General features: G+C 32.6%; 25 protein-coding genes. 5 read left to right on the forward strand and 20 right to left on the reverse strand.

Going from position 1 to position 26,098, the window contains the following annotated elements; genetic code table 11:
• Positions 1 to 3: 3 nt before the first annotated feature.
• From ABD730_RS05235 to ABD730_RS05260, 6 genes are all read right to left on the reverse strand, one after another.
• Positions 4 to 3,141 carry an efflux RND transporter permease subunit gene (locus ABD730_RS05235; RefSeq protein WP_334468235.1) on the reverse strand — a complete coding sequence of 1,046 codons (3,138 nt, stop codon included), beginning with the start codon at positions 3,139 to 3,141 and terminating at the stop codon, positions 4 to 6.
• A 22-nt stretch (positions 3,142 to 3,163) separates the two neighbouring features.
• On the reverse strand, positions 3,164 to 4,294 hold the full coding sequence (locus tag ABD730_RS05240; RefSeq protein ID WP_334468237.1) for an efflux RND transporter periplasmic adaptor subunit: 1,131 nt from the start codon (positions 4,292 to 4,294) through the stop codon (positions 3,164 to 3,166).
• A gap of 13 nt (positions 4,295 to 4,307) precedes the next feature.
• Positions 4,308 to 4,811: a GbsR/MarR family transcriptional regulator gene (locus tag ABD730_RS05245; RefSeq protein ID WP_334468239.1), complete on the reverse strand. Its 504-nt coding sequence runs from the start codon at positions 4,809 to 4,811 to the stop codon at positions 4,308 to 4,310.
• A gap of 169 nt (positions 4,812 to 4,980) precedes the next feature.
• Positions 4,981 to 6,000: a phenylalanine--tRNA ligase subunit alpha gene (pheS, locus tag ABD730_RS05250; RefSeq protein WP_334468241.1), complete on the reverse strand. Its 1,020-nt coding sequence runs from the start codon at positions 5,998 to 6,000 to the stop codon at positions 4,981 to 4,983.
• Between the two features lie 112 nt (positions 6,001 to 6,112).
• The gene (locus ABD730_RS05255) at positions 6,113 to 6,547 is read right to left on the reverse strand and encodes a lipocalin-like domain-containing protein (RefSeq protein ID WP_334468243.1); all 435 of its coding nucleotides are present in this window, start codon (positions 6,545 to 6,547) and stop codon (positions 6,113 to 6,115) included.
• Between the two features lie 67 nt (positions 6,548 to 6,614).
• A complete protein-coding gene (locus ABD730_RS05260; RefSeq protein WP_344713048.1) occupies positions 6,615 to 6,971 on the reverse strand; it encodes a hypothetical protein in 357 nt (118 codons plus the stop codon).
• 186 nt (positions 6,972 to 7,157) lie between these two features.
• Here ABD730_RS05260 and ABD730_RS05265 point away from each other — a divergent pair, with 186 nt between their 5' ends.
• The gene (locus ABD730_RS05265; RefSeq protein ID WP_344713050.1) at positions 7,158 to 7,670 is read left to right on the forward strand and encodes a CvpA family protein; all 513 of its coding nucleotides are present in this window, start codon (positions 7,158 to 7,160) and stop codon (positions 7,668 to 7,670) included.
• A 30-nt stretch (positions 7,671 to 7,700) separates the two neighbouring features.
• Here ABD730_RS05265 and ABD730_RS05270 read toward each other — a convergent pair whose 3' ends face one another.
• The 14 genes from ABD730_RS05270 to ABD730_RS05335 all read right to left on the reverse strand — a co-directional run bounded on the left by ABD730_RS05270 (position 7,701) and on the right by ABD730_RS05335 (position 22,481).
• Positions 7,701 to 8,327: a carbonic anhydrase gene (locus ABD730_RS05270; protein ID WP_334468249.1), complete on the reverse strand. Its 627-nt coding sequence runs from the start codon at positions 8,325 to 8,327 to the stop codon at positions 7,701 to 7,703.
• Positions 8,328 to 8,338: 11 nt separating this feature from the next.
• Entirely contained in the window at positions 8,339 to 10,201 is a 1,863-nt protein-coding gene (locus ABD730_RS05275; protein ID WP_344713052.1) for a SulP family inorganic anion transporter, read from the reverse strand.
• A gap of 68 nt (positions 10,202 to 10,269) precedes the next feature.
• Positions 10,270 to 10,938, reverse strand: a complete 669-nt coding sequence (locus ABD730_RS05280) for a DUF2490 domain-containing protein (RefSeq protein ID WP_425583501.1) — start codon at positions 10,936 to 10,938, stop codon at positions 10,270 to 10,272.
• Between the two features lie 12 nt (positions 10,939 to 10,950).
• Positions 10,951 to 11,604 carry a carbonic anhydrase family protein gene (locus ABD730_RS05285; protein ID WP_334468401.1) on the reverse strand — a complete coding sequence of 218 codons (654 nt, stop codon included), beginning with the start codon at positions 11,602 to 11,604 and terminating at the stop codon, positions 10,951 to 10,953.
• Between the two features lie 10 nt (positions 11,605 to 11,614).
• Entirely contained in the window at positions 11,615 to 12,415 is an 801-nt protein-coding gene (locus ABD730_RS05290) for a universal stress protein (protein WP_344713054.1), read from the reverse strand.
• A gap of 5 nt (positions 12,416 to 12,420) precedes the next feature.
• Entirely contained in the window at positions 12,421 to 14,013 is a 1,593-nt protein-coding gene (locus ABD730_RS05295) for a SulP family inorganic anion transporter (protein WP_344713056.1), read from the reverse strand.
• Between the two features lie 87 nt (positions 14,014 to 14,100).
• Positions 14,101 to 14,394 carry a hypothetical protein gene (locus tag ABD730_RS05300; protein ID WP_334468257.1) on the reverse strand — a complete coding sequence of 98 codons (294 nt, stop codon included), beginning with the start codon at positions 14,392 to 14,394 and terminating at the stop codon, positions 14,101 to 14,103.
• 48 nt (positions 14,395 to 14,442) lie between these two features.
• The gene (locus ABD730_RS05305; protein WP_215928175.1) at positions 14,443 to 15,201 is read right to left on the reverse strand and encodes a tetratricopeptide repeat protein; all 759 of its coding nucleotides are present in this window, start codon (positions 15,199 to 15,201) and stop codon (positions 14,443 to 14,445) included.
• A 1-nt stretch (position 15,202) separates the two neighbouring features.
• Positions 15,203 to 16,972, reverse strand: coding sequence for a BatD family protein (locus ABD730_RS05310; protein ID WP_334468261.1), 1,770 nt, complete (start codon positions 16,970 to 16,972; stop codon positions 15,203 to 15,205).
• Between the two features lie 72 nt (positions 16,973 to 17,044).
• Positions 17,045 to 17,869, reverse strand: coding sequence for an aerotolerance regulator BatC (locus tag ABD730_RS05315; RefSeq protein ID WP_334468263.1), 825 nt, complete (start codon positions 17,867 to 17,869; stop codon positions 17,045 to 17,047).
• An 83-nt stretch (positions 17,870 to 17,952) separates the two neighbouring features.
• A complete protein-coding gene (locus ABD730_RS05320) occupies positions 17,953 to 18,993 on the reverse strand; it encodes a VWA domain-containing protein (protein WP_344713060.1) in 1,041 nt (346 codons plus the stop codon).
• Positions 18,986 to 19,990 carry a vWA domain-containing protein gene (locus ABD730_RS05325; RefSeq protein WP_344713159.1) on the reverse strand — a complete coding sequence of 335 codons (1,005 nt, stop codon included), beginning with the start codon at positions 19,988 to 19,990 and terminating at the stop codon, positions 18,986 to 18,988. Before ABD730_RS05325 ends, ABD730_RS05320 begins: the two co-directional genes overlap by 8 nt.
• Positions 19,991 to 19,992: 2 nt before the next feature.
• Positions 19,993 to 21,642 carry a hypothetical protein gene (locus tag ABD730_RS05330; protein WP_425583502.1) on the reverse strand — a complete coding sequence of 550 codons (1,650 nt, stop codon included), beginning with the start codon at positions 21,640 to 21,642 and terminating at the stop codon, positions 19,993 to 19,995.
• A 92-nt stretch (positions 21,643 to 21,734) separates the two neighbouring features.
• Positions 21,735 to 22,481, reverse strand: a complete 747-nt coding sequence (locus tag ABD730_RS05335; RefSeq protein WP_344713064.1) for a DUF4382 domain-containing protein — start codon at positions 22,479 to 22,481, stop codon at positions 21,735 to 21,737.
• A gap of 104 nt (positions 22,482 to 22,585) precedes the next feature.
• On the opposite strand from ABD730_RS05335, the gene ABD730_RS05340 reads away from it, so the two are divergent.
• From ABD730_RS05340 to ABD730_RS05355, 4 genes are all read left to right on the forward strand, one after another.
• Entirely contained in the window at positions 22,586 to 23,449 is an 864-nt protein-coding gene (locus tag ABD730_RS05340) for an aldo/keto reductase (RefSeq protein WP_344713066.1), read from the forward strand.
• Positions 23,450 to 23,538: 89 nt separating this feature from the next.
• Complete coding sequence (locus ABD730_RS05345; protein ID WP_334468274.1) at positions 23,539 to 24,291, forward strand: SDR family NAD(P)-dependent oxidoreductase; 753 nt, start codon at positions 23,539 to 23,541, stop codon at positions 24,289 to 24,291.
• The gene (locus tag ABD730_RS05350; RefSeq protein ID WP_334468276.1) at positions 24,288 to 24,914 is read left to right on the forward strand and encodes an HD domain-containing protein; all 627 of its coding nucleotides are present in this window, start codon (positions 24,288 to 24,290) and stop codon (positions 24,912 to 24,914) included. Before ABD730_RS05345 ends, ABD730_RS05350 begins: the two co-directional genes overlap by 4 nt.
• Positions 24,915 to 24,948: 34 nt before the next feature.
• Complete coding sequence (locus ABD730_RS05355; RefSeq protein WP_215928200.1) at positions 24,949 to 26,082, forward strand: ATP-binding protein; 1,134 nt, start codon at positions 24,949 to 24,951, stop codon at positions 26,080 to 26,082.
• Positions 26,083 to 26,098 lie beyond the last annotated feature (16 nt).

A 26,098-nucleotide genomic window follows, 5' to 3' on the forward strand; every position in this document is an offset into this window, starting at 1 on the left:
TTCTTATTCTTCAATAGTTTGTACTGCTGGTTTACTAGAAACTTTTTCTTGTAACCACTGAAATAATATAAATAGGATTGGAATTACAAAGACTCCTAAAATAGTTCCTATAAGCATCCCTCCTGCTGCTCCTGTACCTATAGAATTGTTTCCTTCTGCACCAACTCCATTTGCTAATACTAATGGCATTAGTCCTAAAATAAAGGCAAATGAGGTCATTAAAATTGGACGCAAACGCGCTTTTGCTCCATTGATGGCTGCTTCTACTATACTCTCACCATTTTTTCGTCTCTGTAATGCAAACTCAACAATAAGAATGGCATTTTTGGCGAGTAATCCAATAAGCATAATTAAAGCGATTTGGAAATAAATATTGTTTTCTAAGCCTAAGAACTTTGTGCTTATATAAGCACCAAATACACCAAACGGCAAGGATAATACCACTGCAAATGGTAACAAATAACTTTCATACTGTGCACTTAACAAGAAATACACAAACAGAATACTTAGTATAAATATAAATGTCGTTTGGTTTCCTGCGTTCACCTCTTCTCGTGTTAAACCTGAATAAGACACGGTATAGTTGCTTGGTAGTTTTGCAACTTCTTCTTCAATAACTCTAATAGCATCACCAGTACTAAATCCGTCGTTAGTTGCTCCTGTTATTGATGTAGAGTTAAATAAATTGAATCGTGTTACCGATTGTGGGCCATAAACACGTTTTAGGTTTACAAATTGTGTAATTGGCGTCATTTCACCAGAATCTGTTCTCACATACATACTATTTAAGGCACTCTCATCTGCTCTGTCTTCTGGTAAAGCCTGTATATATACTCTAAATTGTTTTCCGAATTTAGAAAAATCTGACGCATAAATTCCACCAATATAACCTTGTAAAGTTGAAAAAATACTTGTTACAGAAACACCTTTCTCTTTAGCTAAAGGTACATTAACATCCATTTCATATTGTGGATAATTAGTGTTAAATGATGACGTCGCATATTTAATTTCTGGACGCTGCATTAAAGCCATTGTAAAGTCATTCTTAGCTTTATCTAAGTCTGAGAATTCACCACCAAATTTATCTAATAAATTAATTTCAAATCCAGCTGAGTTACCAAAACCACGAATACTTGGAGGTGAGAAGAAAATGATATTTGCATCAGGAATAGTCGCTGCGATACCAAATAATCTTCCTGTAATGGCTTGTGCAGAGAGTGCATCGTCTTTACGTTCACTCCAGTCTTTAAGTTTTATAATTCCAAAACCAAAGTTACTACCTGCACCACTAATTAAACTTCGACCTTTAATAAAGTTAATACCAACAATGCCGTCAATACCTTCAACTTTTTCGTATAATTTTCTTGCAACTGCATCTGTTCTATCTAACGATGCTCCTGGTGGTAATTCGATATTGGCAAAAATAATACCTCTATCTTCATTAGGCACAAATCCTGTAGGCGTTGTATTAGATGCCCAGTAAATTCCGATACCTGTAATTACTAAAAGTAGCACAGAAACAAATTTTCTTTTATATAAAAATTGAAGTGATCTTCCGTATCGTTCTACAGTAGCATTAAATCCACGATTAAATAAGGTGTAAAAACGTTTTAATGGGCTCTTCCCTTTTAATTCTTCATCGTCTTTATGCTCTTTTAATAACAAGGCACATAATGCTGGACTTAATGTTAAGGCGTTTACTGCCGAAATAAGAATTGCAATAATTAAGGTCACACCAAATTGCTCATAAAACACACCTGTTGGTCCTGTTACAAAGGTTACAGGAATAAATACGGCTGCCATTACCAAAGTAATTGAGATAATTGCACCAGAAATTTCGTTCATCGCAGTTAAGGTCGCTTTTTTAGGATTGTGTTCACCTTCATCCATTTTAGCATGGACCGCTTCTACAACTACAATGGCATCATCTACTACAATACCAATGGCGAGGACTAATGCAAATAGCGTTAATAAGTTAATAGAATACCCAAATACATTTAAGAAAAAGAAGGTACCAATAATAGAAACTGGTACTGCAATAGCAGGAATTAAAGTAGATCTAAAATCTTGTAAAAAGATAAATACAACTAAAAACACAAGTAAAAAGGCTTCTAACAACGTGGTAACCACCTTATCTATAGATGCATTTAAAAACAAACTGGTATCGTATGGTACAAAAATATTTAAGCCTTCTGGAAGATCTGCTTTTACATCCTCTAGAGTCGTTTTGATGTTTTCTATAATTTCTTGTGCATTTGATCCTTTAGTTTGGAAAATACCCATAAAAACTGCTGGATGTCCTAAACTCATGGCATTAGATGAATACGACTGTGCATCTAATTCAATAGTTGCAACATCTTTTAATCTTAAAAATTCGCCATTACCTAAAGCTTTTATTACAATATCGCTGTATTGCGCCTCATCTTTAAAACGACCACTATAAGTTAGTGTATAAGAAAAAGATTCTCCGTTATTCTGACCTAATGATCCTGCTGCTGCTTCTAAATTTTGTTCTGCTAAAGCTGCAGAAATATCTGAAGGAATTAAATTATATGATGCTAATTTTTCAGGATTTAACCAAATACGCATGGCGTAATCTTGTTGTGAGAATACACTAACATCACCTACACCACTAATACGTTGCATAGCAGGAATAACATTAATTTTTAAGTAATTCTGAATGAACGTAGCGTCATAATTTTCACTTTCAGAATACATAGAAATAAACATTAATGCACTCGTTTCTTGCTTCTGTGTAGTAACACCTGTTTGTATTACCTCTTGAGGTAATAATGGGTTGGCTCTAGCCACACGGTTTTGCACGTTTACAGCGGCAATATCTGCATCAATTTCCTGGTTGAAATACACTGTAATTTCTGCAGCTCCGGTATTTGATGCTGTAGAGGTAATATACGTCATACCCTCTACTCCGTTAATTTGTTCTTCTATAGGTATAATTACACTCTCTAGAACGGTTTCTGCATTTGCTCCTGTATAATTTGCCGTAACCTTAATTGTTGGTGGTGCAATATCTGGATACTCTTCAATAGGTAAGCTTGTGATACTAATAACCCCAAGCAAAACTATAATAATAGAGATTACTGTTGAAAGCACTGGTCTTTCAATAAATGTTTTTAACATGACTACTATTTTTTGAGGTTAATTAGTTTTTAAATAAAGTTGCTACGGGTTTAATAGCCTCTTCAAAAGGTATGTCTTGAGGTGATATTTTCATACCATTTCTTAATTTTCCAACACCTGATACTACAATTTTATCATTTGCATCAATACCAGACTCTACCACATACAAGTTATCTACAGATCCTTTTATTTTTATGATAGTCGTTTCAATTTTGTTGTCTTTACCTAGTTTAAAAATCATAACGTTTCCTTGCTGCTCAAAAGTGGCTGTTTGTGGCACAACTATAGCATCTTTATATTCAATAGGAAATCTTATTTTTCCACTATTTCCATTGGTTAAAATTTCGTTAGGGTTATCAAAAGCTGCTCTAATTTTTATAGTTCCTGTATTTTGATTAATTTGACCTGTACTGGTTTGAATACGTCCTTTTTCGGAATATTCTTTTCCGTTAGCTAAAATCAAACTTAAATCTGGCGAATTTTTAATTCGTTCTTCTTTTGTTTTCCCTTCTGATCGTTGCAAATGATCAATATATTGTGCTTCGTTAAAACTAAAAAAAGCATATACTTGGTCAATCTCGCTTACTGTAGTTAATGGAGTTACATCATTTGGACTAATTAATGCCCCTTCTCTAAAATTAATAGAACCTACATAACCATCTATAGGACTTTTTATAGTTGCGTATCCAATATTTGCCGTAACACCACTATAATTAGCCTTTGCTTGTGCTAAATTAGCTTTTGCTGTTTCTAATTGTACAGGACTAATAATGTTCTTTTCTACCAAAGGAATCAATTTATTAACCTCTACTTGTGCCACATTAACACGAGCTTTTGCTGCTCCTGCATCTTGACTTAAAGACTGTGTTTCTAATTTAAATAATGCTTGTCCTTTTCGTACTTTCTGTCCTTCATCAACGTATACTTTCTCAATATATCCAGATGTCTTAGCTCTTACATCACTATTTACAACACCTTCAATAGTTGCAGGATAATCTGTGTACCCTATGACCGTTTTATTCTGTATTTGTGTTACAGGAAAAGGTGCTGGAGGTGCTTCTGCAACAGGCTTGTTTTCTTCGCTGTTACCACAACTTAAAACAACTAAAACTAAACTCAATGTTAGTAATGTATATAATCTATTCTTTCTCATTTTTTGGTTTTGTTTAAATATGGAATTGGTTATTTGTCAATTTTTCTCTTAATTCTTTAACTGATAAGGTGGCTTCATCTATAAACTTTATATAGTCATTATGAAAAGTTAAATCGAATTTTTCATCTTCGTTTTTAATGTTTTTATTGTTTTCAGATTCTTTATACGCTTTAATTTCTAAATGAATTTCACGCTCCTGATCCCAATGACTTATCATACTATCTACATGTTGAATAATTGTATTTTTATTTATAATAAAATACTTTTTACGATCACCAGTCTTAGTGAAATATTCAATTTTATTTAAATCTTGTAAATGGTTAAGATGTGTTGAAATTGTACTTTTACTTGCACAAAGTACACTAACCATGTCTTCAAAAGTAGACCCTCTTTTACCCGTAAGTATTATGTAGGACAAAATACGCGCAGCAACAGGTGCTAATTGCTCTCTAGCCTCTAAATGAACACCTAGTTTTTCAACTAAATTCATTTTTTTTTGACATATATTTTCTTTCATTATGCATGCTTTTATTACTGCTTTATAACCATAAAATAATCATGTACAGTAAAATTCTATGCAAATATATATCATCAGTTCGGAACAAACCGAACTAAACGAAGTTAAATTGTTGTTAAATAAAAAAGCCGACTGTTAACAGTCGGCTTAAAAATATATTTAGAGACGCTTATAAAGCAGATTTAAACTGCTCTAAGAAACGCACATCGTTTTCACTTAACAAACGAATATCACTAATTTGGTTAAGTAACATTGCTATTCTGTCTATTCCCATTCCGAAGGCAAAACCTGAATACACTTTAGAGTCGATGCCACAATTATCTAAAACATTAGGATCTACCATACCACAACCCATAATTTCTAACCAACCTGTACCTTTAGTAATTTTATAATCGGTTTCGGTTTCAAGTCCCCAATACACATCAACTTCTGCACTTGGCTCTGTAAATGGAAAGTATGATGGACGTAATCTAATCTTAGATTTTCCGAACATTTCAGTTGTAAAATATTGTAAGGTTTGCTTTAAATCTGCAAAACTCACATCTTTATCAATGTACAAGCCTTCTACTTGGTGGAAAAAACAATGTGAGCGTGCCGAAATTGCTTCATTTCTATAAACTCTACCAGGAGAAATAGTCCTAATTGGTGGTTGGTTATTTTCCATATAACGTACTTGTACAGAACTGGTATGTGTACGTAATAAAATATCGGGATCGGTTTGAATAAAGAAGGTATCCTGCATATCTCTTGCTGGATGGTATTCTGGTAAATTTAAAGCCGTAAAGTTATGCCAATCGTCTTCAATTTCAGGGCCTTCACTAACGTTAAAACCTATACGCGAAAAGATATCAATAATCTCATTTTTAACAATAGAAATAGGATGACGCGCACCAATAGCAATTGGTTCACCTGGTCTTGACAAATCTCCGTAAATACCTATGTCCTCTTCTTGACTTTCTAAAGCTTCTTTTAGGTTATTTACTTTGGCTTCTGCTGTATTTTTAAGCTCATTTATGATTTGGCCGAATTCTCTTTTCTGGTCATTCGCCACATTTTTTAATTCGCCATAAAATGCCTTTAAGTGTCCTTTTGAGCCTAAATATTTAATTCTAAAAGCTTCAACTTCTTCTTTAGATTGCGCTTTAAAAGCTTCTGCTTCTGCTATAAGTTCTTTTATCTTGTCTATCATTTTATGCTGAATTTAATTCAGTATCTCATATTGAGAGCGCAAATTTAACGATTTTATACAAAAAAAACGCCTTCAAATTGAAGGCGTTTTTTATCTATTTTATAAAAAACACTTATTGTCTGATAAAAACGTCTTTATACGTTATATCATCTGACGTATCATCAGGGGTTCCATTATCGTAAAAATCTTCGAAATAGAACGTATTGTCCTCAAAAATCAATTCTTGTGTAGCTACATCACCTTCTATATATTGCGTATAAAATCCATCTCCATCGTTTGACCAAGTTGATGAAATAAATTCTTCTAATTCGCAATTACCATCTGTATCTTCTTCAAAATAGCTGTATTCAAATGTTCCATCTGAATTAAAAACAAAAGTTTCTTCGCTCTCACAATCAGATACAGTTTGTTCAACTCCATTTTCGAAAAACTTATAATATTTCCATGTCCCAACTAACGGGTCTATAGGAGCATCATCATCATTATCACTACTACAAGATGTAAACACAAGTGCAAAAACACTTAAAAATAAAATCATTTTTTTCATAAGTAAATTTAGATTAAAAGGTTAAATGCTAAAATGAACAATTTATTAACAAGAACCTAGTGGAGACTTATTTTATATATTCAGTTTCTAAAAAATAATTCACAATCGCTTCTTTCATCAATATACTTTGCTCACCGGCTTTTAAATGAGGTAACTGTGCTAATACCTTGTAATGAGGCCAACCATCATCATCTACATAATCGAATTCATAAAAACCATAAGGCTCTAAAACCTTACAAATAGCGATATGCATTAAATCGAGTTTTTGGTCCTTTTTATACTCTCTGTGTAATTGTCCTAATTCTTGTATACCAATAAGGTATATTATAGAATCGAGATCCAATCTATCTCCATCGGCAAATTGGTTAGAGAGTTTTTCTACCACCAAATCCCATCGTTCCTTTAATTGTTCGTCTCTTGCCATGCTCACTTCCCATGAAAAAGGGAATCTTATTAATTATTAAAATTCTTTTTTTATTTCAAAATTTCGAATTCCTCTTTCGAGTTCAAATTCTTTAAGTTTTCAAAGTTAAGAAACTAAAGCATCTTCATTTGCGTTATTATATTAAAATGGCAAAATTCATGTACTTTTGTTTAAACCGCTAGTTGTATGAGTATTATTGATATTATTTTGGCTGCCCTTTTACTATTTGGATTTGTACGTGGCTTATTTAAAGGGCTTTTTGTAGAAGTCGCCTCTTTAGTTGCTCTAGTTTTGGGTGTTTATGGCGCCATTCACTTTAGCTATTTTACTTCTGGTTTTTTAGAAGCTAAGGTAGATTGGAATGAGAAAACCATTAACATTGTAGCCTTTGCTATTACTTTTGTTGTAATTGTCTTAGCAATAGGATTAGCAGGAAAAGCATTAACAAAACTGGCAGATTTTGCCGCTTTAGGTATTATTAATAAATTGGCAGGAGCCGTTTTTGGTGCACTTAAAATTGGATTAATCCTTAGTGTACTCTTGGGTGTCTTTCATAAAATGAATAATACATTGCCGTTTATGGAAAAAGAAGATTTAGAAAAAAGTATGCTTTACGAACCTGTAAAATCGTTAGCACCCATGATTTTTCCAGCTATTATTAAAAGCGAATCAGAAGAAAACACTGAAGAAGACGTATAAAAAACTACGCTTTCAAGTGGCTTTATTGTATTAATCTAAATGATAGATTTCCATAATATCCTTGAGATACTTTTCAAAGTCTATTTTTAAATCAATGAGTTTTCCTGTATGCACATCAAACACCCATCCGTGAACTTTTAAACCTCTATCTCTATACGCTTTTTGTACGGCTGCTGTTTTAATTAAATTGACGCACTGTTCTTTCACATTGAGCTCTACCAAACGATCGTATTTTTTTTCTTCAGATGCAATCGCATTTAGTTCATCATGATGCATTCTATAGACGTCTCTTATATTTCTTAGCCATCCATTTAAAACACCTAAATCTGCCGATTGCATAGCTGCTTTAACTCCACCACAAGCATAATGCCCACAAACCACCACATGATTTACCTTTAAATGTGTAACCGCATAGTTAACCACAGACATAGCATTGGCATCTGTACCAACAACCATATTTGCGATATTTCTATGCACAAAAACATCACCAGGACCTAATCCCATTAAATCTTCGGCGGTGACTCTACTATCTGAACAACCGATATATAATAATTCTGGATTTTGTCCTTTACCTAAGTCTTCAAAATAATTAGAGTTAACGGCAAGTTTATCTTTAATCCACTTTTCGTTATTTTTAAATACATTATTTAAGTCCATACGTACACCTATTAAAATTCATCTTTTACATTACTTTTTATCCAATTTAAACAACTATCAAACTCCTTAAATATATGGTCTTTAGAAATTAAATTTGGAATGATATCAATACGCTCCATCATATATCTTGGCTGCTTTAAAAGCCCTACAAACAACACTTGAATATTCCTTTTTGATAAATCTTGAAGCATATCTTCCATAGCATACAGACCAGATTGATCCATATATTGCATACGACCTAACCTTAAAATAACGGTTTTTGCCGTGTTGGGAATTTGCTCAGTTAAAGCCTGAAAATCACTTGTAGACCCAAAGAATAAAGGACCTTTAAGATGCTTAATAAAAACCTCTTCTTTTAATGCTGAAGGGAAATTACCTTCGTCATCCCAAGCTTCTTCTTTTAGTGATTTAACATCGCTGCGTTCTGCTGTTAGATCTCCTATTTTTTTCATAAACATAAGCGATGCAATAACCAAACCAATACCTACAGCATAAATTAAATCCCAAAATGTAGATAAAAGTAATACGACTAGCATAATTAAGACTTCAGAACTTAATCTTACAGGTCCTAATTTGATATCTCTTGGTAAACTTGGAATTGCTTTAAGACCTCTATAGTCCATAACACCAATACCTACTGTTATTAATATTCCGGCTAAAACAGCAGCAGGAATTTTTGATGCCACATCACTCAATGCCAACATTATTAATAATAACATTATACCTGCAATCATACCAGATAACTTGGTTTTTCCTCCTGCATTAATATTAACAACCGTTCTAATGGTTGCACCTGCTCCTGGAATTCCTCCAAAAACAGCCGCGATACTATTACCAATACCCTGACCAACTAACTCTTTATTAGGTTTGTGTTTGGTTTTGGTCATATTATCAGCAACGACACTAGTTAATAGAGAATCTATAGCACCCAATAAGGATAAGGTAAGCGCTGTAAAAATGTATGGAGTAATGCTTCCTAAGCTAAAATTAGTGAACATTTCTAATCTAGGAATTGGAATACCTCCTGGGATTTCTGAAATAGGACGATAACCTAAATTAAATCCATAAGCAATTCCCGAAACCACAACTAAAGCTACCAGAGTACTTGGTATGGCTGTTGTAATACGTTTAAAACCATAGATTATAATAATTGTTCCTAAAGCCAACATAAGTTCTAACCAATTAATATGCTTTAATGCTCTAGGCAATACTTTAATAGCTCCAACAGTACCAGACGCTTCTTTAGCAGCTAATGTTTGTGATTCATTTAAAATTTGTTCTGGTGTAATCTGCTGTGCACGGTCAATAGTTTCTTTAAAATTTTCAAGTACCAAAATACCTTCACCAGCTTCTTCTTTTAAAATATTTTCTAGTATAACCTCTTCGGCTTGAGGCTTAAATTGTGCTACAAACTCTGCATCTTCTTTTGGGTAATACCCAATTGAAGGCAGTATTTGGGTCAATAAAATAATGACTCCGATGGCCGTCATAAATCCAGAAACTACAGGATAAGGAATGTATCTTATATATTTTCCTAAGCCTAAAAATCCCAGTCCAATTTGTATAAGACCTGCCAAGAGAAATACCGTTAATATTGCAGGTAATGCTTTTTCTACACTACCATCATTGGCTGCTACAATACCAGCAATAATGACCATACTCACAGCCGTCATTGGTGCTGTTGGACCGGAAATTTGCGTTGCAGTACCACCGAAAAGAGCGGCAAAGAAACTTATAAATATGGCTCCGTATAAACCTGCTTCTGGACCTAAACCTGAAGACACTCCAAATGCTAAAGCCAATGGCAAAGCAACAATTCCTGCTGTAATGCCACCAAATGCATCACCCTTAATATTTGAAAATAGTTTCTTCATAGTTAATTAATTATTGGATTAAAATAGTCTAATTTTTACTTAAACCGAAACCCTTGCACAAAGTTTTGTTAGAAATTAACAAAAGCAATAATATTTATTTGATCCCTTCCAAAGGCTTCAAAAAACTGATTCATATACCCTAGTTCTAGTCTTAAATTATCCGAAAATGTATAACCAATACCACCAAATACGCGGTTTCTATCAAAAACAGAAGACTTTGTATTTAAAAAGATTTCATTATACAAGGATACGTATAAAGGGGTCTTAGCTTCTTCTTTATATTGAAGCGGTATTTTTACACCTAAAAAATATCTAAAACGCAATTTAAAATCATCTTCAACAAATCGCTGCTCAAATCTATAACGATGACTTAAACCTACTTTACCAACCTTTTGTTTCGTTGTAAATTGCTGAAAAATTCGATGCTCATTTACAGAGGTTTTGTCACCAGTATCATCTATGTAATTTTCTGACAAGATATAACCATATCCTAATAAAATATTATCATTATTATCAGATAAATTATAGCCAACACCTGTTCTTATAAGTAATTGCTCTAAATCATCAATAATATTATAGCTTCTGTATTGCACTTCATTATGGATATTCCATTTGGAATCTAATTTCTTATTTCCAATATAAATAAGCCAATTCCCAAAATTACTGTCTTGTGCAAACGTAAAAAATGGTAGCGCCAACAAAAACGTTAGAGCTACCATATTCATTTTCTTTAACATATTATGCGTTTCCTATTCATCAAACTTTACTTCTCCTGTATTGACATCATACATTGCTCCAATGATTTTAATCTCTCCGTTTTTCTCCATTTCTGTAAGAATTGGGCTTTCGGCATGAATTCTATCAATCATTAACTGTACATTCATGTGCGATACATTATCTACAAAATCTAAGTTTTTAGACGTTCTTAAACTTTCGTCTTTAGGCTCTGTAACGGCATTTACTGCTGGTGTTATTTTCTGAACTAACTTGGTTAAATTTCCCATTTCAGCATGGTCACAAGCTCCTTTTACAGCACCACAACTTGTATGTCCTAAAACAACAATAAGCTCTGTTCCTGCTAACTTACATGCAAATTCCATACTCCCTAAAATGTCTTCATTTACAATATTACCTGCAATTCTTACACTAAAAATATCACCTAATCCTTGGTCAAATACTAACTCAGCTGACACTCTAGAATCGATACAACTTAAAATTGTAGCGAACGGAAATTGCCCTTCGCTTGTATCGTTAACTTGTTCTAAAAGATTTCGGTTAGCTTTTAGATTATTTTGAAATCTTTGGTTGCCTTCTTTTAAATATTGCAATGACTTTTCAGGTGTCATTGTTGCTTGGGTTTCTTTTGTATGTGCTTTCATAATGCTTTTTTCGTTTAATTTTATTGTTATTTAACTATGCTTCAGAAACTAATAATGAAACATTTAACTTACTCACCACTTCTCGTAATGAGGCTTCACTTCTATTTTTTGTTTTCTCTTCTGCTCTATCAACACACAATAAATTAATATTGTTTTTTAATAAATATGAAGACAGTGTGTTCATAACTTCTGCATTTTGCTCAAATACATACTCTATGATTTTTTCTTCCTTTACAGTAGCTGATTTTTCAGTTTCTTTTTGGCTATTTATAATTTTGAAGGATTTTAATGGTGCCTTTGTGTGTGTTATTAAATCTTTTGAGAATTCAGTATTAAAAATTTTATTAGAATCATTAAAAACTCCTAATGCCATTTTTTCATTAGGCACTAATGCGTTTTCATTAGATGAAATCATAATTACACCTTTAAACGTTTTTAAAATAAAACGTGTAATACTATCTCTAATTAGTTGAAGCGGATTAGAATCGCGCTGCCCTAAAACAATAATATCTGGCTTAGAATTTTCAATATGATTACTGATTTCTTCTTTAATATTTCCAAATGCATAATTGTAATTGATGCTTACATTATACGCTTTTGATATAGGATCAATTAAAGCTTCAATTTTCTTTTTTGTCGTAATCTGCTCGTCATTTAGAGTTCTAATTGCAGAGAGTTGGTTTTCTCTATTTACAATATCGATATATTTTTTAACATGAAATAATTCGATATCTGCATCAATCATTTGTGCTAAACTCACACTACTCTTTAACGTTGTACTCGCCGTTTTGTTTAAATCTGAAAGCACTAGTATTTTATATTTACTATGTTTCATAATTTCTAACTTAAACTTATTTTAGACTTAGGTCTTAATTGAAAGAACTCAATAAAACTCGGTGGATTTTCAACAACTCCACGTTTAGAAATCAATTTGATATCTATATTTCTCTCTTTTGCTTTAAAGGCAAAGTCTTCAAGAATTTCAATAATATCATAATCTAGATATCTTGTCTTTGTAACATCAAATTCTAAATAGGTGTCTCTTGGTAAGCTATCTAATTCTTTTAAAATCGCACCTTTATTAAAGAAGGTTACTTCTTCGGCAAGTGCCATCTTAATTTTATGTTTTCCGTTACTATTATCTTCGATATGTAAGAAGTGAGAGTTTTGGTAACTTTTTAATAGGATTACAACAATACCAACAGCTAAACCTAGACCAATACCAACTAATAAATCTGTAAAAACAATTCCTACTACAGTTACAAAGAATGGGATAGATTGCTTCCAACCTAAACTGTACATTTTCTTAAATAATGATGGTTTTGCCAGTTTATAACCTACAATCAATAAAATTGCTGCTAACACTGATAAAGGAATCTTATTCAATAATGTTGGAATTAAAATCACAGAAATTAAAAGTAAGAATCCATGTAAAATGGTAGACATTTTACTTTTTCCACCCGATTGGATATTTGCAGAACTTCTTACAATAACTTGAGTAATAGGTAAACCTCCTATTAAACCAGAAATGATATTACCTGTTCCTTGTGCTAATAACTCTCTATTTGTAGGTGTAACGTTTTTGTCTGGATCTATTTTATCGGATGCCTCAACACACAGTAAGGTCTCTAAACTGGCTACCAAAGCAATAGTAAAGGCAACAATCCAAACTTCTGGATTTGTAATTGCAGAAAAGTTAGGAAAACTAAACTGTCCAAGAAATGAACTTAAATCTTCAGGAATTGGAACACTTACCATGTGAGTATCGCCAATAGACAATACTCCTGTACCTTGTGTAAAGGTATAGAATAGTATACCTAAAACTACAACAACAAAAGGGCCTTGAATAATTTCGAATATTTTCCCTTTTTTGCTTAATACTTTATCCCAAAGTATTAAAAGCAATAAGCTAATAATACCTATTAAAGCCGCTCCTGGATGTATGTTACTTAACATTGTTATTAACTCCGAGAATGTGTTACCACCATCAATTTCAAAAAACTCTAAATCCCAAGCAGATTCTTCATCATAGCCAAAAAAGTTAGGGATTTGTTTTAAAATAATGATGATTCCGATACCAGTAAGCATCCCTTTAATAACAGACGACGGGAAATAATATCCAATAATTCCGGCTTTTAAAACGCCAAAAATCAATTGAATTATTCCTCCTAAAACAACGGCTACTAAAAAATTTTCATAACCACCTAAAGTACCTATGGCTGTTAACACAATAGCTGCCAAACCAGCTGCTGGCCCACTAACTCCAATCTTAGAACCACTTAAGGCTCCTACTACAACTCCTCCAATAATTCCGGCAATTAAACCAGAGAAAAGAGGTGCTCCACTGGCTAAAGCAATACCTAAACATAGAGGTAATGCCACAAAAAATACAACGACACTTGCAGGCAAGTCGTTTTTTAATGTTTTAAACATTTGATATAATGATTTTGTCTATTGAAGAGATTTCAATAGTTATTTTAATACTTTTTTTAGGGACAAAAAATGTCGAACGAAAAAATATTAAACAAAATCTGGTGGTGGAGAAATAAGGTTAAGGTGAGGTTTAGGATAGTTTTTAAATGTATATCCTACTAGATTAGTGCTTGTATAATCTTCAAACACACTATCAGAATCTTGATTTGTGCTTCCGAAAACCAATTTTGCGCCATGATTTTCTTCCTCTTCAGTAATGCTATAGAAACACGTTACATCAACAGAGTCGTCAAAAGATACAATTATAGTGGGTGCAGAAATAAGCGCCATTAATACAATGGTAAAAAATACAGCCGATCTATATTTATATTTTTGAAACATAAGCCGCAAATATAATAGCTTAGATTTTAACAGAGTGTTAAATAAGTTCTAAAAAAACTTCAATAACTTAATGTCATTTGATGGAATCCAGCCTGTAGAATTATCAGAAAGTTGAATTTTTTTCCAATCTTCATAGGTTTCTAACACTTGTACTTTGGTGCCTTCATGTAGCCTAAACACTTCTTCACTTGAGGGATTAGGATCTGTTTTTACTCTACTTTCTTGAGCAAATACAATGGCAGGATTGTCTTTTTTATCTAAACCTGCTTTCTGAAAAGCCATTGCTACAGAAAAGCAAGCAATACCTAAACTTATAATACTCGTTACAAAAGCAATTCTTTTTTTAGACGTCGTATAAGAAAAATGATAAGCTAAAAATATAACTACAAATAAAAGGACACCACCAACGGTAATTTTTGCCCAAGTATCTGTTTTAAATGTATTCACAACATTATTTATAATTCTTGAAAACCCTACGACAGGCACGTTATCAATGGCGTCAATCGTCATGTTTTGTGCAAAGGCTAAATTATTCTGTATGTCCTTATCATTAGGGTTTAATAATAATGCTTTTTCAAAATAATAAATGCTTGGAGCAATATTATTAAGTTTATAATTGGCATTTCCTAAGTTAAAATACAATGCTGCAGAATGCTGTTTTGAATCTAAAATAGATTCATACTTATCAATGGCTTCGGCATATTTACCATTATTATACAAGGCATTGGCTTCACTAAAACTTTGATCGTTTTGCGAAAAAACAATGGTGTTAAAACAACATAAAAGTAAGATTATTAGAGCTCTCATATTATCTCAGTTGCTTATCGATTAATGAAATGGTTTTTGCTGCTTTGTCATAATCATTCTGCATGGTGACCTGTGTAATTGGTGTGTAACGTGCCAACTCACAATTTTCTAAGATGGAAATAAAATCTGAAACGACACCACTTTCTACTTGCCGCTCTGCTAATAGGTTTTCAATTTTTTCTTTATTGAAATCACTCGTTTCAATATTTAATTTTGCTTTTAAATAATTATGAAGTGCTTTTTCTAAGGCTAAGTAAAAGGCTTCTTTTTGTCCAAGTGTTTTTTTAGCGGCGCTTAAGTATTTTTTAGCCAATCGGTCTGCTTTTCTTATACGATTACCTTGCACGTCTGCATCGCGTTCGTCTTTCTTTCGTCTTACAACAATAGCTAGAGGAATCGCTAAAAAAGGTAACAATACCAATGACCAAAATCCTTTAGATTTAAAAAATGGTTCTGTTTTTATACTGGACCAATCAGATGTTGTTTTTATAAAGGCAAACGTATTAGTGTTTGGATTTATCGTTTGTTTTATACCTTCTGTTGAACTTTCGGTGTTGCTAATTGCGGCCGTTGGTCCTTCTAAAACATCAATAACAATCTCATCTGATGTAATGCGTTTGTAACTTTCTGTATCTGGATCAAAATATGAAAATGAAATACTTGGTATAGGATATTTTCCTCTGTACTGTGGCACAATGGTGTACGTATCGGAAATACGACCTTGCATTCCGCTTAAATTGGTTCGCACATTTTCTTGGTGTTCTGGCTCATAAACTTCTAAAGAACTTGGGACGGTTAATTTTGGTAATTCAAATAAATTTAAATTGCCTTTTCCTGCAACTTCTATTTTAGCTTGAAGTGATTCTGTTGCATTTAACTGTGTTTTAGAAGTTGATACTTTAAATGAATAATCTCCAACAGCTCCTTTAAAATCTGATGGTTTCCCTTGTTCTGGCAATGGTTTTACATTAATTGTTCTACTGCCAGCAGTTACAATTTTAGGAACTTTACTCATCATTGGTCGTCCAAAGATGTCCCGTCTATTTGTTGGTACTTCTACTGTTATGTCTAAGACTAAAGGTTCTAACTTTAATTCTCCTGTTTTTTGAGGATAAAGCACAGTTTTTTTGAGAACTACATAACGATATTCTTCTCCTTTGTATTCACCTTTTTCAATATTAAGTCCTTTGATTTCTATGTTCTGACTCCAAAAATCGTTATATCTAGGATTGTCTTTTTCACGCCAATTACTTACACCTGTTTCTAACGAAACATATAGCTTGTAAACAACTGTAATGGCTTCATTTAAATACGGGTTCGTTTTAGAAACCTCAGCAACTAAATGAATATTCTCTGAGGCAATATCTGATGCCGTTGTATTTCCGTTTGGTTTATCAACTGCAGCAGTTACATTAATAGTTATAGGAAACGTTTTATAGATTTCTCCATCAATTTCAATAGTAGCTTGTTTAATTGTGAATTTTCCTCGTTTTTTTGGTGCTAAAAAGTAACTGTAAGTTTTAGAATAAGATCGTTTTCCGTTTCTTGAATAATTACTCATAGATGTGTTAGGTCCACCAACCACATCGAAATCTGCAAAACTTGGTGGCACAAAATTATCTCCATCCTTATTCATTTCAAAATCGATACGCAAGCGTTCGTTAACACCCAATTTCTTCTTACTAACTTTAGCTTCAAATTTTACTTGTGCTGAAGCGATACTTGTTGCAAGTATTAATAATATTATTGATATATAATTTTTGATATTCATAATTTTGACGATTTTAGATTTACGTTTCTTTACATTAAATAAAAATTCGTAGTTCAACAATCGTAATTCGTTTTACCAATCTTTTTCAGTTTTAACTTTAGCTCCCTTTTGCTTTTCGGCATTCATCTTTTCTTGAACTTTTTGTTCTTGATTTTGCATGGCATCTAAAATATTTTTCACCTGCTGAGGAGACATTTGTCCTGGTTGTGGTTTAGGCTTTTGATCTTTTTTATCCTTATCTCCTTTACCATCATCCTTTTTATCATCTTTTGGTTTACCTTCATCATCCTTATCCTTGTCACCATCTTTTTTATCCTGGTCTCCTTCGTCCTTTTTATCTTTTTCGTCTTTCTGTTCGTCTTCTTTCTTTTGCTCGTCTTCTTTATCCTGCTCGTTCTCCTTGTTTTCGTCTTTTTTATCATCTTCGCCTCCACCATCATTTTGTTGGTCGGCACATTCTTTTGCTAAAGCATAATTATAGCGTGTCTCCTCATCATTTGGGTTGTTTCTAAGGGCATTTTTAAAAGCTTCAACAGCATTTTTACACTGTTTATTCTGCATTAAAATATTACCAATATTATGGAATGCTCTGTGTTTTTCGTCTTTAGTTATTGCGTTTTTAGCTGCTTCTTGACTTCTAAATAAAGCTTCATCAAAACTGCCTTTTCTAAAATATGTATGTGCTAAATTATACGACCCAACAGCTTTGTTTGGCGCTTCTGAAATGGCTTTTCTATATTCCATTTCGGCTTCAACATAATTATCTTCTCCAACTAACTCATTAGCTTTATAAACCAAATTAGTGGCTTCTTTTTCTGCTTTTAATTGCGCTTCAATATCTTGGGCAAACCCAAAACTACCAATTAAAAGTATAATAAGTACCAAATAAAATCTCATGTGTATGTTTTAATTATTGTACTAATAATGACTAAATTACTAAAGCCTTTGAATACTTAGCGTTAAAATAATTCTAAAAAATTTTAGATTGACGCTTCATTAAATAAATTCAACTTCTTTAACCATGCTGTCTTTCGTTCTAAAAAGAAGATATCAATGAATAACAATAGTATTCCGAAAGCCAAAAACCACTGAAATTGATCTTTAAAATCTGCAATTTGCTTAGATTCAAACTCTTGTCTATCCATTTTATCTAATTGCTCTTTAATGGTTTTTACAACTTCGGCTGTATTGCTTCCATTTATATAAACACCATTAGCTTCTGTGGCGATATCTTTTAAGGTGGTTTCGTTTAAGCGTGTAATTACCGTCTCACCATTATTGTCTTTCTTATAATTTAAAATGACTCCATTTCGTTTTATAGGAATTGGACCTCCTTTAGTGTTACCAACACCAACCGTTAATATTCTTATCCCTTGCTCACTAGCTTCTTCTGCAACGTCCAACGCTTCTCCATCGTGATCTTCTCCATCTGAAATAATAATGAGTACACGATTAGATTGTTCTTCGTTATCGTAATATGTTTTTGCCAATTGAATTGCTTCACTGATTGCTGTACCTTGTGAAGACAACATATCTGTATTCATGTTTTGTAAAAACATTTTTGCTGAAGCATAATCTGTTGTGATTGGTAATTGCGGAAATGCTTTGCCTGCATAAGCAATAATACCAACACGATCGCTTGCTAGACTATTAATAATTTGCGTGACCAATTGCTTAGATTTTTCTAAACGATTTGGTGCAATATCTTCTGCAAGCATACTTTTAGACACATCTACTGCAAACACAATATCTACACCTTGACTACGCACAGTTTCTAGTTTTGTTCCTATTTTAGGATTAACTAATGCTAAAGATAAACAAGCAAAAGCACCACAAAGTACAAACACTTTTAAAACACTTTTAAACAAAGATTGATTAGGACTTAAGCGGCTTAACAAATTAGAATCTGCAAATTTTTTCTGCGCAGAACGCCTCCAAATTTGAAGTAATACAAACAGCAGAATAATTACCGGAATAACCAGTAATGTCCAAAACCATATTTTTTCATCGAGTTTAAACAAAGCTTCTAAATATTGTATTTCTTAATAATAATTCTATCAATAATAATAATCCTGCAAATAAGACTAAAGGTCTATATTTTTCTTCGTAATTGTAATATTTCTTTTCTTCGACTTCTGTTTTTTCTAGCTTATTAATCTCCTTATAGATTTCAGCTAATTTCTTATTATTTGTAGCTCTAAAGTACTTTCCTCCTGTAACTTCTGCGATTTCTTTTAGTAAGGGTTCGTCAATTTCTACTTGTTGACGGCCATATCTAAACGAACCATTTGGATTTATAGCAACAGGCGATAAAGCCATGCCATTTGTTCCTAATCCAATAGCGTAAACTTTAATACCATATTCTAAGGCCAAAACACTAGCTGTTTTTGGATCTACTGCACCAGTCGTATTAACACCATCTGTAAGCAATATAATGACTTTACTTTTAGCCCTACTATCCTTTAAACGATTAACAGAAGTTCCTAATCCCATACCAATTGCCGTTCCTCCTTCTATAATAGTATTGTACTTAATATCTCTAAGCGAACGTTGTACAATAGATTTATCGCTAGTAATTGGTGTTTTTGTATAAGCTTCTCCTGCGTACTCTACTAAACCTATTCGATCATTAGGACGTCCATCAATAAAATCTGCAGCCACTTCTTTTAAGGCTTCTAAGCGGTTAGGTCGTAAATCTTTTGCTAGCATACTTGCCGAGACATCAATTGCCATAACGATATCTATACCACGAGTAGTCTTCGTTTTTGTGGAAACATCTACAGTTCTTGGTCTTGCTAAAGCTGTAATTAACAATGCAAGCGCAATTAAACGCAAAGCAAAAAGTAGGTGTTTAAATTTTGACCAAAATGTAGACGATCCTTTAAATCCTTTTATACTGGACATTTTTAGCTCAGCGGTTTGTTGTCTATGTTTTAAAACATACCAAACTACAGCTATTGGCAAAAGCAATAACAGCCAGAATAATTCTTTATTTAAAAATTCTATATTATCAAACATCATTATTTCTCTTCTTCTGTCTCTTCCGCTTTAAGTTCTATGGAATCAATAATACGCTCAGCCATTTCATCTGCATAAACATCTTCTTTTGGCCAAGTAATAATAATTTGTTGCAATACGTTTTCATTTGAAAAGCACAATAACATATATTCTGCTTCTACAATATTGTTAGTATTAAGAACATTGATACTCATTGTACCAAATGTTTTTAACCCTTCTGCTCCGTTAGGTGTTACATATTGATCTTGCTTAACTGTAATATTAGTTGCTCCTTTGGCTTCAAAACCTTTAATGCTTTGCTCTGCAACTTTTAACAAATCAAATGTTGGGTTTTCTGTATCTTTTGTTTGTGGTGTTTGTTTTGGCACTTTAAGTGTTGTTGTATTTACAGCAACACTAAACACATCTAACATTGTTCCATAAACAAAAGTGGTCATTGTTAACTTATCCTTGGCCTCATCTGGAATAGGTGAATCTACACGCTTTAAGACCTTAGGTGTCTCTATAAAAACAGGAGGAAAACCATAAGCACTCTCAACCCAATTACCTTCTAATAACTCTTTGCTTTCATGGCCAATAATAGTGTCTTTAACATAGCCAAAGCCATATTTTATACCAAAACCAATAAAAGTAGCAATGATTAGGAATACTGAAATACCAACGGTTATCCAGATTTTTCGGCGTTTCTTTTTACGCTCCTGTGCTTCTTTATATTTCTGATCTAATAGTTTTTCTTCTTCCGAAGGTTCTGGTAAACTTTCTTTTACATGATCTATAGCCTTGTCTATGGTTATTTTATCCATTTCGGCAAGTGCTGTATCTGGTGCAGATTTTGCAAATTTCACTAAATCGGCACGTTTTAAAATGGACTCTATATGTAAAATAGTTTCTTTTGAAAGCGGAATTTGGTTTCCATCTTTCAATAAGTTTAATCTATTAATAAGCTCTGCCGTTGTACTCTCCAAAGCTCTATCATAAACTTTTTCATCTAAATATTTTCTAATGATAAAAGTTAATTCTGAATAATATTCTTTGACTTCAGAACGCATTAAATATTGACTTTCATCGAGTTTAGACAATGCCAATTTTGCACGATCGTAAGGTGGTAATAAAGCTATTTCTTCTGCTTCGGTTAATGGCTTTTTTCTCCAAATAAACCAATATAACAAAAATGCAATTAGAGCAATTGCCACCAATATTCCTAAGATTAATTGCCAACGATTACTTCCGCTTTCCTCAACTTCTATAATTGGTTTTATATCGTAGAGTTTTTGCTTAGTGGTATCTACCTCTATAGTATTAACATCTATCTTTAAAGAATCTGTAAAGAACGGTTTTTCATCAATAATTATTTTTTGTCTAGGAATGGTATAAACTCCAGAATCAAACTGTGTAAGCTTATAAATTCTAGACAGTAAAAACTTAGCGTCTCTTTTAATTGTATCTATTTTTAAGGCTTCAACATTTTCTAAAGGCATAAATGTTTGTCCTTCAGGAAACACAACCAGTGCTAATGAATCTGCCTCAACCTTAATTTTATAATTAATTTGTTCTCCTATTCTGATTTTTGTAGTGTCAATTTCAGAAGTAACTTGTGCTGAAGAGAAAAAAGAACATAGAAAAAATAACATAAAACACAACGCTTGAAACATAAAGCTTGTGGTCTTGTTACCTAAATCTACTATTATTTTATTTCTGTTTTTCATGTTTAATATAACTTCCAACTTCTTAAGCCTTACACTCATTATCCTCTTCGTTTGAAATAACCTAATAATTTCTTAACGTAGCTTTCATCAACTCGACAATCAATAACACCTGCTCCAGATTTTGCAAACGCATCTTTAAAATAGTTTACTTTTTCGTTATAGAACTCACCATAATTAAGTCTTACTTTTTTTGAAGCGGTATTGACCAACATTAATTCACCAGTTTCTTCATCTTCCATTTGCACCATTCCTATATTAGGATTGAGAATCATCATGTTTTCGTCTTCATTGAATTGAATAGAGTTATCAACATCTATATCTATAACAACTTGGTAAATATGATTTTTTTCAAATTCTCTTTCTATTAAATTTGAAGCTGTAGCATTTTCTGCAATGTCTAAACTTATTAAAGTTTCGTTGCTGTTTATAAAATTATTATTACCAAGAACCAATCTTATTTCATGAATAAATGTTGATTTAATTTCAAAATGATCTACTAGTAATAATTCAGATTCTGTTTTTAAGTCTGAAACATTATGTGTTCCTGCGTTTATTGCATTTAAACTTATCCAAGCATTTGGCAAACTGCCATCCTCCTTTACCCTTACTTGCACATCTTCAATCTCAAGAAAAACATTATTTTGCGCATTAGAATTACTTATAAGACTTACTGTAATTGCTGCCTTTTGTCCATCTATACCCATATCATCTTTAGTACAGCTTGTAAAATTAACTAAGATAACAAGTGATAAAACGATTAATTTAATAGATTGTGAATACTTCATAATTTGGGATATTGAATAATTACACTTCAATAATATCGTATTCTTTATGTTTTCAGTATTTTTATACACCAATTACACAAAAACCACTATAAACTGAAAACTAAGTGACATATTCTCGATTAATTGCAGGAACCATGACATGGGGAAGTTGGGGAAAACAACTCTCTAAAAAAGAAATGGCAGTCTTAATGAATTTCTGTGTTTCTAACCATATTACAACCTTTGACCATGCCGATATTTATGGCGCTTACACTACTGAAGCAGATTTTGGAAAAGCTTTTGCCGATTCTGGATTACAACGTGAAGCTATTCAGCTGATTTCTAAATGCGGCATTCAATATATGAGTGACAACCGAAACAATAAGGTTAAACACTACAACTACAGCAAAAAATATATTATTTCCTCGGTTGAAGAGTCCCTTAAACATCTTAAGACTGACTATTTAGATCTATTACTTTTACACAGACCTAGTCCTTTAATGGTTGCTGAAGAAATAGCAGAAGCAATTAGCCTATTAAAAAAAGACGGAAAAATTAGAGACTTTGGCGTGTCTAATTTTACTCCATCTCAAATGGACTTGATTGGTTTACGTATGGATATAGACGTCAATCAAATTGAATTCTCGCTAACTGAACACACAGCAATGCATGACGGAACTTTAGATTTTATGATGACTAATGGCATAAAACCAATGGCATGGTCTCCTTTAGGCGCTGTGTTTAAAGAAGATAATGAACAAACCAGACGCATCCATAAACAATTAGGCGCATTATTAGACAAATACAATGCAACAGAAGACCAATTATTATTGGCTTGGCTAATGAGACACCCTTCAGGAATTCATCCAGTTATTGGGACTACCACTAAAGAGCGTATAAAATTAGCTGTTGAAGCTACTAAAATCGAATTAGAATTAGAAGATTGGTTTTTAATATTAGTGGCTGCTCAAGGACATAAAGTTCCCTAATTAGTTCTCAGTCGTAATAGACAGTAGCCAACTCAAAACGATAACACTAAAACTAATAAATATTGCTGCTTTTGCAGGAATAACGGACTATGAAAAAAACAGCATTAATAACAGGAGCAACAAGCGGAATTGGCAGAGCAACAGCGCACGAATTTGCTAAACACGGCATTAATTTAGTGCTTTGTGGCCGTAGACAAGATCGCTTAGACAGTGTACAAAAAGCCTTATCTAAACAAACTATTGTACACACATTAAACTTTGATGTACGTGATAAAACACAAACATTTGAAGCCATTGCATCCTTACCTAAAGCATTTCAAAACATAGATATTCTTATTAATAATGCAGGAAATGCCCATGGATTAGACCCCATTCAGACAGGAAATATAGACGATTGGGATGCTATGATGGATATTAATGTAAAAGGACTGCTCTATGTGAGTAAAGCAATCATTCCCGGAATGACCGAACGTAAATCTGGACATATTATTAATATAGGCTCTTCTGCTGGCAAAGAAGTTTATCCAAACGGAAATGTATATTGTGGTAGCAAACATGCTGTATTAGCCATCACAGAAGGTATGAGAATTGATTTAAATCCTTTCGGAATTAAAGTTGGAGCCATTAATCCTGGTTTGGTGGAAACAGAATTTTCTAAAGTTCGCTTTAAAGGTGGTGCAGCAGCAGATAATGTCTATAAAGGCTATAAAGCTCTACAGCCAGAAGATGTTGCTGATGTCATTTATTTCGCCGTTTCTAGACCTGCTCATGTAAATATTGCAGACGTCCTAATGTTTTGCACTGCGCAAGCGAGTTCTACTATTGTGAAAAAGGAATTATGATAAAGTGGCTAGAAGATAACTGGCAAAATTTATCTTCAGACTATGCTAATGACAGCATAACAAATGCTCTTTGGCAAACTATTAAATTGCAATACACTTCCAAAAACAGATATTACCACAATCTTGCGCACCTCCACAATATGTTTCTTCAATTAGAAGATATTGCAACAGCAATTAACGATTTAGACAGTCTTAAATTTGCTATTTGGTATCACGATATTGTATACAAATCTACCAACAAAGACAACGAAGAACAAAGCGCTCTTTTTGCTGAAAAAGCTTTAAAAGCTCTAAATTATGACGTTTTTAAAGTAGAAAAAGTTAGAAACTTTATTATTTCAACTAAAAATCACGAATTACTACTAGCTAAAAGTAACGATAATGCTTATCTTTTGGATTTAGATTTATCAATCTTAGGGACTAATTGGGAAACTTATAAAATATACATTCAAAATATTAGAAAGGAATACAAAATCTATCCAAACATGCTATACAAGCCTGGTAGAAAAAAAGTACTCAAACACTTTCTCGAAAGAGACTCACTATTCTTTACAGAAGAATTCAAAACTAAATTTGAAAACCAAGCTCGAGAGAATTTAAAAAAAGAAATAAAAATGCTTTAACTCATAAAATTTTCAAAATTCGTTTTAAGTAATCATGATTAATAAACGTCTTCTCATAAAAAATTTACTTGCTCATAATGACGAGAACAGTTTCTATGACAAAAAGCTTAAAATCAATATTGGTCATAAAGAAGGAAAGGCTAAATTTTTAAAACATGTTTGTGCACTGTCTAATAGCAATCCAAAAAACAACTCTTATATAGTAATTGGCGTTAAAGACGAAGACAACAAAATTGTAGGTGTCGATTTTTTTGATGATAGTAAAATTCAGAATCTCATTAATGCCTATCTCACAAATCCACCCATTGTACAATATGAAAACATTCCGTTTCCACATCTACCAGACGACAAAGTAATTGGCTTAGTTACTATTAGACCCATTGACTCGATCACCTCACTAAAAAAAAATATTTGGAAATATTATGGTGGCTCTGTGTTTTTTAGAGACGGAAGCATAAGTATGCCTAAAGTTTTTGATATAGAAATTAAAGATGTTAATTCTAAAATTGTGGCTGCCATAGAAAACCATGCACAAAATAATATTGAATTAACCCTAGAAGGTGTTTTTGATTTTATGAACAAACGACAAGATTACAATCCACAATACAAAGTGTTTAAAGAATACTTTGTATTATGCTGGTCTGGCGCCAAAAAAGTAGTAAAAAACGAAATCTTCTATTCTAGAGTTGATATTGAAATGATAAACGAACAAGTGCGTTTGTTTTATTCTACTTTAGACGAAGTATCCATTTCTTATTCTGAAAACTCGTTTAAAATAGTTGAATATGTAAGATTAGGCTTAAACAAATCTTATAAATACTATAAGCTTGAAGAAAAAACAATTCAGTTTAATGACAATGCTAATTATTCCATTGATGCAAATCTTATTTTTGAACCACCTCAATTTGACAAAAAAGTTTTGCACCATATTTATAATGCTAATAATGCCATTTTAGAAAAGCTTGAAAAAAAACAAGAATTGTCTCAAAATGAAACCGAAGATTTAAAAAATTTAGCGGCAAGCTATCTCATCTGTTACCTCAATGGATTTGAAAATGCCTTATCAAAATTAGAAATTATAAAGCCACACATAAAGAACTATAATTCAAAACTCTATAGTTCTTACAAAGATACCATGCGTATTTTAAGAAAAGTAAGATATAGCTAATTCATCGGAAATAATG

This window comes from Winogradskyella damuponensis, assembly GCF_039538385.1.
Taxonomy (GTDB): domain Bacteria; phylum Bacteroidota; class Bacteroidia; order Flavobacteriales; family Flavobacteriaceae; genus Winogradskyella; species Winogradskyella damuponensis.